The 11,973-nt window shown below is 51.5% G+C and carries 12 protein-coding genes; 9 read left to right on the forward strand and 3 right to left on the reverse strand.

The window, feature by feature from the left end; genetic code table 11:
• The first annotated feature begins 5 nt into the window (after window positions 1-5).
• From ACJJID_RS02605 to ACJJID_RS02625, 5 genes are all read left to right on the forward strand, one after another.
• Entirely contained in the window at window positions 6-1,433 is a 1,428-nt protein-coding gene (locus tag ACJJID_RS02605) for an aldehyde dehydrogenase family protein (protein ID WP_444921357.1), read from the forward strand.
• 95 nt (window positions 1,434-1,528) lie between these two features.
• On the forward strand, window positions 1,529-2,515 hold the full coding sequence (locus ACJJID_RS02610) for a threonine ammonia-lyase (protein WP_444921358.1): 987 nt from the start codon (window positions 1,529-1,531) through the stop codon (window positions 2,513-2,515).
• Window positions 2,516-2,548: 33 nt separating this feature from the next.
• Window positions 2,549-3,124, forward strand: coding sequence for a YbhB/YbcL family Raf kinase inhibitor-like protein (locus ACJJID_RS02615; RefSeq protein ID WP_444921359.1), 576 nt, complete (start codon window positions 2,549-2,551; stop codon window positions 3,122-3,124).
• 93 nt (window positions 3,125-3,217) lie between these two features.
• On the forward strand, window positions 3,218-4,573 hold the full coding sequence (locus ACJJID_RS02620) for an AmpG family muropeptide MFS transporter (protein WP_444921360.1): 1,356 nt from the start codon (window positions 3,218-3,220) through the stop codon (window positions 4,571-4,573).
• A gap of 294 nt (window positions 4,574-4,867) precedes the next feature.
• A complete protein-coding gene (locus ACJJID_RS02625) occupies window positions 4,868-6,142 on the forward strand; it encodes an AmpG family muropeptide MFS transporter (RefSeq protein WP_444921361.1) in 1,275 nt (424 codons plus the stop codon).
• A gap of 54 nt (window positions 6,143-6,196) precedes the next feature.
• Here ACJJID_RS02625 and ACJJID_RS02630 read toward each other — a convergent pair whose 3' ends face one another.
• On the reverse strand, window positions 6,197-6,511 hold the full coding sequence (locus ACJJID_RS02630) for an MGMT family protein (RefSeq protein ID WP_444921362.1): 315 nt from the start codon (window positions 6,509-6,511) through the stop codon (window positions 6,197-6,199).
• 247 nt (window positions 6,512-6,758) lie between these two features.
• Here ACJJID_RS02630 and ACJJID_RS02635 point away from each other — a divergent pair, with 247 nt between their 5' ends.
• Both ACJJID_RS02635 and ACJJID_RS02640 read left to right on the forward strand, forming a co-directional pair.
• Window positions 6,759-7,772 carry a DUF481 domain-containing protein gene (locus ACJJID_RS02635; RefSeq protein WP_444921363.1) on the forward strand — a complete coding sequence of 338 codons (1,014 nt, stop codon included), beginning with the start codon at window positions 6,759-6,761 and terminating at the stop codon, window positions 7,770-7,772.
• 77 nt (window positions 7,773-7,849) lie between these two features.
• Entirely contained in the window at window positions 7,850-8,611 is a 762-nt protein-coding gene (locus ACJJID_RS02640; protein ID WP_444921364.1) for an SDR family oxidoreductase, read from the forward strand.
• A 122-nt stretch (window positions 8,612-8,733) separates the two neighbouring features.
• Here ACJJID_RS02640 and ACJJID_RS02645 read toward each other — a convergent pair whose 3' ends face one another.
• Both ACJJID_RS02645 and cfa read right to left on the reverse strand, forming a co-directional pair.
• Window positions 8,734-9,525 carry a hypothetical protein gene (locus tag ACJJID_RS02645; protein WP_444921365.1) on the reverse strand — a complete coding sequence of 264 codons (792 nt, stop codon included), beginning with the start codon at window positions 9,523-9,525 and terminating at the stop codon, window positions 8,734-8,736.
• Between the two features lie 149 nt (window positions 9,526-9,674).
• Window positions 9,675-10,820: a cyclopropane fatty acyl phospholipid synthase gene (gene cfa, locus ACJJID_RS02650; RefSeq protein ID WP_152452200.1), complete on the reverse strand. Its 1,146-nt coding sequence runs from the start codon at window positions 10,818-10,820 to the stop codon at window positions 9,675-9,677.
• A gap of 154 nt (window positions 10,821-10,974) precedes the next feature.
• On the opposite strand from cfa, the gene ACJJID_RS02655 reads away from it, so the two are divergent.
• Together ACJJID_RS02655 and ACJJID_RS02660 are read left to right on the forward strand one after the other, a co-directional pair.
• Complete coding sequence (locus tag ACJJID_RS02655; RefSeq protein ID WP_444921366.1) at window positions 10,975-11,451, forward strand: FxsA family protein; 477 nt, start codon at window positions 10,975-10,977, stop codon at window positions 11,449-11,451.
• Between the two features lie 216 nt (window positions 11,452-11,667).
• Entirely contained in the window at window positions 11,668-11,961 is a 294-nt protein-coding gene (locus tag ACJJID_RS02660) for a co-chaperone GroES (RefSeq protein WP_444921367.1), read from the forward strand.
• Window positions 11,962-11,973 lie beyond the last annotated feature (12 nt).

An 11,973-nucleotide genomic window follows, 5' to 3' on the forward strand; every position in this document is an offset into this window, starting at 1 on the left:
TAGGGTTGAAGGTTTCATTACTGGAAGCGCAAATGCTGTCAGATCTCGGTGTGGGAAGTGGTGGCAATGCCGCAGCCTTGGTTGCCGGCCTGAGGGCTTATTTTCGCAGTGGAGTCACTGCAGAACTGGGCTGGAGGCGTCGGCAGTTGAGTCAGTTGCGCAAAATGCTCAGCGAAAATGAAGCCCGCTTTATTCATGCCCTGGGAGAAGACTTACACAAGGCTCCGCAGGAAGCCTATCTGACTGAGATCGCTTTCCTCTACAGTGATATCGATCATACCCTCAAGCGCTTAAAGCGTTGGGTTCGCCCGCGCAAAGTGTCCTCACCACTACTGACCCAGCCCGCAACTAGCTATATCCGTCCGGAACCTCTCGGAGTGGCTCTGATAATTGGCGCCTGGAACTATCCTTTGCAGTTGCTGCTATCGCCATTGGTTCCCGCAATCGCTGCGGGAAATTGCGCCGTGGTTAAGCCATCAGAGCTGGCACCCACTACCTCTCAATTGATCGCAGAACTGTTGCCGAGCTATCTCGACCGCGATGCATTTGCCTGTGTTGAGGGCGCTGTAGCCGAGACCACTGAGCTGCTGGAGCAGCGCTGGGACCATATTATGTACACCGGCGGTGGTAGGGTCGGGAGAATTGTTATGGCCGCCGCAGCCAAACACCTGACGCCGGTCACTTTGGAGCTCGGGGGAAAGAGCCCCTGTATCGTTGCGGACGATGCCGATATTGAGCTCGCTGCCCGTCGCATCGCTTGGGGTAAATTCACCAACGCGGGGCAGACCTGTATCGCACCGGATTATGTAGTGTGCACTCAGCATACCGCCGATTTATTGGTACCGGCTATTCAACAGGCGTTGATAGTAATGTTCGGCGAGAACCCACAGAAGAGTCCTGATTATGGGCGTATCGTCAATAGTCGGCATACGCTGCGCCTGGCGGATCTTCTCAGTGGTGGAGATGTTATCTATGGCGGCGATGTGGATGTTGAAGAGTGTTATATGGCACCGACTCTGATGCGCTGTGTCAATCTTGAGGCGCCTGTGATGCAGGAGGAGATATTCGGGCCAATTCTGCCGGTGGTCGAGCTGGATGAGTTCGGTAAGGTGGAGGCATTTGTCAATCAACGGGAAAAACCGCTGGCTTTGTATGTCTTTACCAAAAGCGATGACTTGGCCGATCGTATAGTCTCAAACTGTAGCTCCGGTAACGCCTGTGTGAATGACTGCATGATGTTTATGTTGGCTCAGGATCTGCCGTTTGGCGGGGTGGGAGCCAGCGGGATGGGCTGCTATCACGGAGAGCATGGTTTTAAAACCTTCAGTCACTACAAGGCCGTAATGAAGCGCAAGAATATTTTGGATTTCAATCTGCGCTATGCCCCTTTCAATAAACGAAAATTCAGCTTGTTGAGAATGTTGCAGAAGTAGGGCCGCCGGAGCTTATGGCTGGAAGAGGGAAATTTACTGGTTTTTTAGGGGAGTGAATTGGTACATTCAGCAAAAATTATTTAGACAAGAAAGCCATGCCATCGGACCGTAACGACCTGCCCACCAGCGCGGATGTTTTTTGCGCTGCTCAAACTATTTCTGGCTCTGTTCATAGAACACCACTCATTCGCTCCCAATTACTCGACCAATTAGGGGGCGCTAACCTCTGGTTCAAATGCGAGCACCTGCAGAAAGTGGGTGCTTTCAAGGCCCGCGGTGCCACCAACGCCCTTGCTAATCTGCCCGATGGGGTACAACTGGTGGCAACCCACTCCTCGGGAAATCACGGCGCGGCCCTGGCCTGGGCGGCAGCTGAGCGCGGCCTGCCCTGTATAGTTGTGATGCCAGAGACGGCGCCCAAGGCCAAGCGAGTGGCTGTGCAGAGTTACGGTGCCAAAATTATCAGTTGTGGTTCCAGTCAAACCGAGCGTGAAGCCGCATTGCAAGCGGTAGTAGAGGAGACTGGTGCCCATGTGGTTCCGCCTTTTGATGACAGCCGCATTATCGCGGGGCAGGGCACTGTTGCGTTGGAGATGATGCAGCAGTGTCGCGATAGGGGTTTTACTCCTGATGTGATCCTGGCTCCGGTAGGGGGTGGGGGGTTGCTGGCAGGTATCGGCCTGGCCATGACGGCTCTTGCACCGGATGTCTTGGTGATTGGCGCTGAACCTGCAGGTGCTGATGATGCCCAAAGATCTTTACGCGGTGGGGTGCATATCACTACCCAGCAGCCCAATACCATTGCCGATGGTCTGCGTACCACACTGGGACGCAGGAATTACCCCGTGATTCGTCGCACGGTGCGGGATATTGTGACAGTTTCTGAAAATGGTATCGTGCGGGCAATGGAACTGTTGTGGACGCGCACCAAGCAATTGGTGGAACCCTCTGCGGCGGTTGGCCTGGCGGCGGTGCTTGAGCACGGTGCGCGCTTTCGCAATAAGAATGTTGCGATAGTCCTCACCGGCGGCAATATGGACCTGGATAGGGCCTCGAACCTGTTGGCCGGTGTAGAAGAATGACGGTGTTGAAGAATAAACATGGGAGCATTGGAAATGAATTTAGGATTTCGCCGTTTTAGTTACCGCAAACTCAGTAAAGGCCTGCTGGCATCAGCACTTTTCCTGGCGACAATGTCTGCGCAAGCAGGGCAGCTGACCCTCTCTTCCAGCTCACTGAAACCCGGTGGGAAGATGCCACTGGCCCATGTGTATAGCGGATGTGGTGGGGAGAACCTCTCCCCCCAGTTGAGCTGGAGTGGCGCGCCGGAGGGAACTAAAAGCTATGCGGTGATGGTCTATGATCCCGATGCGCCTACTGGCAGCGGTTGGTGGCACTGGGTGATGTTTAATATCCCCGCTGATGTAACCAGCTTGCCGGAGGGCGCGGGTGACCTTAAAAACGGCTTGATACCTGAGGCGGTTCAGGGGCGCAATGATTATGGCAACCCCGGTTATGGGGGTGCCTGTCCTCCAAAAGGTCACGGCGATCACCGCTATCGATTCCGGGTCTATGCCCTGAAAGTGGATTCTTTGCCGCTGGATGAGAATTCCTCCCCGGCCAAGGTGGGCTTCAATGTAAACGCCAATAAATTGGCGGAGGCCGAACTTGAGGTTCTGTGGGGCCACTGAGCGCATCAGTTCTAAATTGATGGCCAAGTGCGGGCTGGTTGCCCGCACTATTTTACCAAGGCCAATTATGGGGTTTAAGGGGAAAGGTTGAATATGTCGCAGCAGCAACTGACATGGGGGCAAGCCCTCGGTGCTTACCTTAAGCCTCGTGTACTCACCATGTTTTTTCTTGGCTTTTCTGCCGGCCTTCCGCTCTTATTGGTGTTCTCTACCCTGACCGCCTGGCTGAGAGATTTTGGTGTAAGCCGTACAGCTATTGGTTTCTTCGCTTGGGTGGGAATTACCTTTTCGATAAAAGTGCTTTGGGCCCCAATTATTGACCAACTACGATTGCCTTTTTTCACTGATAAGTTGGGTAAACGCCGTGGCTGGATGTTGGTATCTCAAGTGGGGATTGCTATCGGGCTAGTAGGTATGGCCAGCGTTAACCCGCAGCAATCACTGATGGAAGTTGCCCTGCTCGCTTTATGGGTTGCCTTCTGCTCAGCTTCGCAGGATGTGGCAATTGACGCCTACCGAATAGAAGCCATGGATGAAGATTACCAGGGTGCTATGGCGGCTAATTACGTATTTGGTTATCGAGTCGCAATGCTGATTGCAGGAGCCGGGGCGTTATTTATTGCGGATGCTTTCAGCTGGTCAGGTGCTTATCTTGTGATGGCAGCCCTCATGGGGGTGGGGGTGATTACATGCTTGGTGGTCTCCGAGCCTGATCACAGCAAGGTGAACAAAGAGGCAGATAAGCTGCAAGGTGAGTGGGAAGAACGCCTGTTGGGGAAGGGCGAGCACAGCCGCCTGAAACAGTGGTTTATTCGAGCCGTAGTGTGCCCTTTTGTTGAATTCTTTCAGCGCAATGGTCGCTTTGCCCTTGTTTTATTGGTTTTTATCGGTATTTTCCGTCTCAGCGATATTGCCATGGGCATCATGGCGAATCCGTTTTATCTGGATTTGGGGTTCACCAAGACTGAAATCGCGGAAATCAGTAAACTATTTGGGTTTTTCTGTACCATTATCGGTTCCTTTCTCGGCGGGGTTTTAGTTGTTCGCTATGGTGTGCTGCGCCCATTAATACTCGGTGCAGTGATGGTAGCGTGTACCAATCTCTTGTTTGCTCAGCTTGCACTGATAGGACCGGACAAGGCGTGGCTTGCGCTGGTGATTAGTGCTGACAATATCAGTGGTGGTATGGCTAATGCTGTGCTCGTTGCCTACCTTTCCAGCCTGGCCAATAAGGCCTATACAGCCACCCAATATGCACTGTTCAGTTCACTCATGACACTGCCGGGTAAATTTATCAGTGGCTTCTCCGGTATCGTGGTGGATGCTCAGGGCTACGCCCACTTCTTTATCTACGCGGCATTAATGGGGCTGCCGGCCATATTCCTTTCTATCTATTTTTGGCGGCGGGAGAGACGCGGCTGGAGTGAAGAACAGCCCCAGCCGGGTTAAGGGCTTATCGCGGCCATAGGGTGCCCCTCACTTTCCGTTTTTCCTATCGAACTCTTATCGATTTTCCTTTTGGCCACTGAATGTGGCCTTTAGCGTTTTTGGTTACCAGCTATTTGTGCATTGGGTGACGGTAGTCACCGAGCATTTTCGTCTGCTTGTGTCTATGTTGATGGAGGGGAAACCCACTCCTTTTCCTGCGCATAGTCATTGCTGCCTCCCCCATGAGGACTACCGGATTTGTTTACGGTAATTGGCACTTTTCAATGCAGAGTTAACGAATAAACACGACAAACTATGTCCCACGAAACAGTCAGGGAAGCGATATTTAACCGGAGAATGCTGATCTGTATCGGCACCGGCTTTTCCTCGGGAATGCCGTTGTTTGTATTGATACAGTTGGTGCCCGCTTGGCTGAGAACCGAGGGAGTGGACCTGGCGACGATTGGTATTTTCTCCCTACTGGGATTGCCCTATACCTGGAAGTTTCTCTGGGCGCCGCTTATGGAGCGCTACGCTTTCCCGGTATTAGGGAGGCGGCGGGGGTGGATGCTGGTGATGCAGCTCCTGCTGATCGTCTTTATTGGCGCACTGGGGATGTTCAATCCCCAATTTAATATTTGGACGATCGCAGCCCTGTGCTTCGGTGTCGCCTTTTTTAGCGCCAGCCAGGATATTGTCTTGGATGCCTTTCGCCGGGAAATCCTACCGGACTGGGAGTTGGGACTCGGCAACTCTTTTCACGCCAACGCCTACCGCATTTCCGGCTTAGTGCCGGGGTCTCTCAGCTTAATTCTCTCTGATCACCTGGCCTGGGGGCAGGTGTTTTGGGTGACGGCAGCCTTTATGCTGATTGCGGTATTTATGACCTTAATGGTTTCCGAACCGCAGCACCCTGCCGCGCGACCAAGATCACTACGTGAGGCCATCGTTTTGCCTTTTGTGGAGTTTTTTAGTCGCAATGGCGTCAGGCATGCCGTTTTGGTATTGGCCTTTATGTTTCTGTACAAGTTGGGCGATAGCATGGCTACTGCCCTGGCGACGCCTTACTACCTGGATATGGGTTACTCCAATACGGATATTGGTATTGTCGCTAAAAATGCCGGGCTTTGGCCGGCAGTAATTGGCGGCTTTCTCGGTGGGCTGTTAATCGTGCGCATCGGCATTAATAAATGCCTGTGGATTTTCGGGGTTATTCAGCTTGTTTCGATCTTTGGTTTTATGATTCTGGCCCAGGCCAATGAGGGCTTGGTGGGTACTCCCGGGTTCAAGCCCAGCCTCTGGTTACTGGCAGTGGTTATTGCTTTTGAATACTTGGGGGTGGGGCTTGGAACCGCAGTGTTTATTGCCTTTATTGCTCGCACCACGAGTAAATTGCATACCGCGACACAATTAGCGCTCTTTACGGCGCTGACCTCCCTGCCCAGGACTTTTGCCAATGCCTCTACGGGGTATTTGGTGGAGTCTATGGGATGGATCAACTTCTTCTTGCTGTGCGCCGCTCTTGCGGTTCCAGGGATGTTGTTACTCTTTGCCGTGGCCCCGTGGAAGGGGGAGGGCGAAGAAGCCTGATATTGCGGGCCATATCGCTCTTTAGCTTGTTCGTCGGACTTATTCAGAGGCTCCCTAGGGCTTCCACCGATATCTAGCCATATCCACTCGCCCTTTGAGAAAGCTAACCCCCTCCTTCTGTAGTCGCTCCCGCTGGCGCGAGGCCCCGGGCTCGGGCAGGGAGATACGTCCCTGGGCGTTGATGACTCTGTGCCAAGGGAGATTTGTGTCTTTGGGTAACTTCCTCAGTTGTTGGCCGGCGAGTCGAGCAGCTTTGGGAAAGCCGGCCATTTCTGCCAAATCCCCATAAGTGACTACATAGCCACTTGGGATTGAGGCCAAAACGCGACATATTCTGGCAAGTGCACTGCTAGTTTGTTCTTCGCTCACTAAATCTCTCTGCTTAACCACTTATCGGAAGTTTGCCTCAGTTTGCCGCAATTGGTGCCGAATAGGCTATAAATGCGTATCTAAAGCTGCCGTGCCCGTTTTTTCCTTTTGCTTGTTGAGTAGTAACGGCGTGCCAGATTATTGACAGTTATGGCATTATTGCAGCTTGTTTCGTTTTTTTTAGAACGGTTTTCACTGTTGGTTCACCCAGAAACTTTAAGGTCCTCCTGTGGTTCTATCGACACGCTTGTCTAAGTTTTTCACGCAAACTCTTCTCTGCCTGGCCCCTTTGTCACTCCATGCCGGTGTGCTCACCCTTGAGAATGGTGATCGTATCCAGGGAGAGCTGGTTCTGGTTGATAGCGAGCAGGTAATTTGGAAGTCCGAAACTTTTGGCCAGGTCAAAGTCGATAAGTCCAAAGTCGTCTCTATGGATGTCGATACCGACTTGAAAATTGCCGGGCGCGATGAGCCTTGTACCCTGGCGGGGCATCACCAGGAACAATGGGAAGTTTATTGCGCCGAGGGGGATGGTTGGCTGATTGATTTTCCCGGTGTTGAGCGCGCCGAACCCTATCCCCACTTTGTCAGTAACCCGGTGGTATTCCATGGCAATGTCAGTGCGGGCGGAGTCTTTGAATCCGGTAACCGTGAGCGCGAAGATCTAGATGCAAATATTAATCTGGATGTGCGTCACGGAGACTTCCATCACTTGCTCAGTGCCCTATATCAGAATCAGGACAGTGAAGCCGACGGTGACCTGGAAAAATATCAGTTTACTTATGACCTCCGTTGGATCTTTGCGGAAAAATGGTTTGCCGCGGCGAATACAGCGCTCGAACACGAAGAAGCACGAAACTTAGACTTGGGCACCACGATGGGTCTCGGTCTGGGTTACTTGTTTTACGATACCGACAAAACAGCATTTTCCCTGGAAGGCGGTGTCAGTAGCCTGCAGGAAGACTTTATCGATGCGGATCTGAGCGAAGGCCAGGATGACCAGTATGTTGCGGGTCGCATAGCGATGAATTATCGCTATAAGTTTTCCCTAGGCCCGGAAATTTACTTCGACCAGGAAACACTGCAATCCTTTGATCACGGTGATGACTATCAGGCGAATGCCAAAGTCGGGGTGCGTACCCCATTGGTGGAAGGTGTTTTAATGGAAATTGGCTATCAGTGGCAATACGACAATACCCCGTCACTGGAGAGCGAAAAAGAAGATACCAAGGTAACCGTGGGTGTCGGTTATGAATGGTAAGATTTTGCTGGCGCCATCTGTTAGGGAAGGTGCCAGGGCACAACCGCAATAAAATATTAAAAAATAAGGAGTTCATCATGCAGATTGCCGGCAGCATAGTGGCGATTACTGGCGCGGGCCAAGGTTTGGGGCGTGCAATGGCGGAATACCTGGCTGCGCGCGGAGCCCGGTTGGCATTGATTGATGTCAATGAGGACGGTCTCAAGCAGAGTGTCGCCGCCTGTGAGCAGCACGGCGCCGAGGCGTGTAGCTATGTGATCAATGTCGCCAATGAAGAAGAGGTGGACAAGGGCTTTTTGCAAATTGCCGAGGACTTCGGTGGCCTGCAGGTGCTGATCAATAATGCCGGTATTATGCGCGATGGCATGTTGCTGAAATGTAAAGAAGGCAAAGTGACCGACCGAATGTCTCTAGCTCAGTGGCAATCGGTAATTGATGTGAACCTGACCGGCGTTTTCCTCTGTGGTCGAGCGGCTGCGGGGATTATGGCGGAGAGTGGCAAAGGCGGGGTAATGATTAATATCTCCAGTCTTTCCCGTGCCGGCAATATGGGGCAAACCAATTACTCTGCCAGTAAGGCGGGGGTTGCCGCAATGACGGTAACCTGGGCTCGCGAACTAGCCCGCTACGGCGTACGGGTGGCCGCAATTGCCCCGGGTTTTATCGGCACCGATATGGTTGCGCAGATGCGTCCAGAGATCCTGGAGAGCCTGGTAAAACAGGTGCCGCTGCGCCGTCTCGGGGATCAGGATGAGATTGCCTCCACCGTTTCCTTTATCCTGGAAAATGACTATATCACTGGTCGTGTTCTAGATGTTGATGGTGGCGCGCGTCTCTAGTATCTAGTAGCCCAGAGCTCTAGTTAAAAGGGTGAACACTGTTCACCCTTTCTACCTATTCCTTCCCCAATCCTGATATTTCTCCCTGGCCTAAGCCTAATTCAGTCCATTTAACAGCCGACTTATGGCTTATTTTTTTGGCTTCCCTGTTTACTCAGTTGGCTAAACCTCTTGCGAAAGATTAGATAGATTATTAAGCAGACAACAATCCATACAATAGTGGACATGACTTCGTGGAAAACAGTCTTGTTGAGCGATAAATGAAAGTCTCTGAATAAAAAACCTTTTATCAGTGTGATCCAGGCGAGAAGCATCTTGCTCATATGTAAAGCCCACCAGGGCCTGCCGGAAATATGAGGGCGAAAAGTAAAGGTATAAACGTCGAAGGCGGCAAAAATCAACATGATTGCTGATGGGACAAGAAAGATATTGGCATAGCTAGGGTGATGGCCAATGTCATACAAGAACACCTGGAAATAAAAAGTGGCTACCCAGGCAGCCACCAGGGTCAATAGCCAATCGAAAAGGTTGGAAGTAATACGGTCATCTTTTGAGTGTTTGGTTCTAGGCCAGATGCGATAAGCGGAAAATATCGCATAGCAGAATATAGAAATTAGCCCTAGTAATAAAAGATCCGGATGCGTGTTATACACATAGGCGGTATCTATCTGATACCTGGGAATGTCTGCTTTCAGGTGTGGGACAATGAATGGGTTAAAAAGCATTAATATTGCGCTACCAGAAAATATAACGGCTAGTAACAATGAAGTTATACCGCAGGCGCGGTGGTAGATGCTCCCTTTCTTCATCAATATGGTCAGCGGGATAGCGAGAACGGTGAGGACAATCGCTGTGAAGGTGTGAATTTGTATCAGCAGCTTTAGGCCATTAGTAGTTTCAAATAAGAAATGCATTGCAGGAAATCCTTAACCAGTGAGGCTGGCCTGTAGGATAGGTAGGGCGCTTGATGAAGAGGGCAAGAGCTGGGTGGCTGTCTTTTGGCCAGTCACCCGTGCTCAATTTTAAATGTGTTTATATTCGCATGGATAGGCGTTGTATTTGCTCAGCAAATACGTTCCACCCCACCGGTGCGATTATTGGAAAACATCCATTGCCACAACTGCAGCCTTCGTGATCTAAATGTTGCAGCGCTGGTTAATAAATAAAATCGCCACATGCGAGAAAACTTTCTTCCGTAACGATCTGCAAAGCGGGGCCAATTGCGTTCAAAATTTTCATGCCAGGCCAGGAGTGTTTTGTCGTAGTCCGGCCCGAAATTGTGTAAATCTTCACTGGTGAAAATTCCCTGCGCAGCTTGGGATATTCGCACTGCTGTTGGTATTTCGCCATTTGGGAAAATATATTTTTCGAACCAGGGGTCTGTATTGGTGGGCTTGGATTTACCGATGGTGTGCAGGAGCAAAATACCGTCTTTCTTCAAGCAGCGCTTACCGACTTCCATAAAGGCTTTATGATTTTTATGGCCCACATGCTCGAACATGCCAACACTTGCAATACGGTCAAAGCGCTCATTAAGAGCACGATAATCCTGTAGGTGTACCTTAATAGGCAGATTGGCATAGCGCTCCGAGGCATAAGCCCGCTGTTCGCGGGATATGGTGATACCAACACACTCTACCTGGTATTTTTGCGCGGCATAGCCAATCAGGCTTCCCCAGCCACAGCCGATATCCAGCAGCTTCATACCGGGCTCTAATTGCAGTTTACGGCAAATGAGGTCCAGTTTGGCCTCCTGGGCCTCATCCAGGGTTTGCGCGTCTTTCCAGTAACCGCAACTGTAAGTAAGGCGGCTGTCGAGCATGGCGGCGTAAAATTCATTGCCGAGATCGTAGTGGTGTTCACCCACTTCGAAGGCCCGATTGCGACTTTGCAGGTTGATGCAATAGCTACGCAGATAACGCCAGGTATTGCGCCAGGTTTTCATATGACGATCTAGGTCTGCCTTGATCACACGGGTCATAAACTGATCTAAAGCTGGAACATCCCAATCGCCACGCATATAGGTCTCGCCCAACCCCAAACTTTGACGAGCGACAATCTCGTCCAGCGCTTCTTCCCGGTGCAGCTGGATGTCCCAGGGTCTGTCACCATTAATTCGAACATCGGCCTCGGCCAAAATATCATCGACTAAATGTCGGCTGCGACCAATGGTCGGTGCCTCCAAGGCATCCTGCTGTTCGCTTGCCATCTAAGCCTCCCTCTCTCCCGGTTATTGTGGGGTTGAATATGGCGCCCTTGAATAATTTGCCTCGCCACTCCATTTACTTCAGCATATCGACAACACCTCAAGCTCCTTCTCGCCCTTATAGTTGGGATGGGCTTTTAGATCAGGAATTCTCTCTATGCGTCCCTTGCTGCTTCTATTTATAGTCCTACCTGTACTTGAAATGTGGGTGTTAATCACCGTAGGGAGAGAAATCGGCGCCTTGCCTACCATTGGGCTGGTATTTTTGACAGCCATCGTTGGTGTGACCCTCCTGCGTCGCCAGGGGTTGTCGACCCTGATGCGGGCTCAGGAGAAGATGCGCACTGGTGATATTCCCGCCAAAGAGATGGTCGAAGGGATTTTTCTCGCTGTGGGCGGCGCGCTGCTGCTGACCCCTGGATTTATCACCGATGCCATCGGGTTTGCCTGCCTGATACCGGGGTTGCGCCAACTGCTACTGGGAAGACTGCTGCGTCATGTCACCATAGTCCGCCCCGGTGGCCCCCACAGATCCGACTCCAGTCAGCGTGGTCCAGACATCATCGAGGGAGAGTTCTCACGAGACGAGAGAAAGTCTAGAGAGCGGGTGGATCACAAGCACGATAAAGACTGATTTGGTTAAATAGTGCACATTTTTACTCTTCACCCGGTACTTTTGTAGTTTTTTCACAGAAGAGTGTTGAAATCTATTCTCGCGCCCATAGATAGGGAGCAACTCTGAATTAAACCCCGCCCCTGATAACCAGGGAGGGGTGAGGTTACTGGCCCCTAGGGCTGGTACCGCCGATGTTGAAAAACCTTAAAAAACGACTCAATGGAGAACTTATCCATGAAAATTCGTCCTTTACACGACCGCGTCGTAGTACGCCGTAAGGAAGAAGAAGCGATGTCAGCTGGCGGTATCGTACTGCCGGGCGCTGCCAAGGAAAAGCCGAACCAAGGCGAAGTGGTAGCCGTGGGTGAGGGCAAACTGCTGGACAATGGCGATGTTCGCGCACTGTCAGTCAAGGTAGGTGACACTGTTGTTTTCGGTCGCTACGCCGACAGCAATACCCTCAAGGTGGACGGCGAAGAGCTGATCATCATGAACGAAGGTGACATCTACGGCGTGTTGGAAGGCTAATTTAAGCCCCCA

It is taken from the genome of Microbulbifer sp. CnH-101-G (assembly GCF_052466775.1).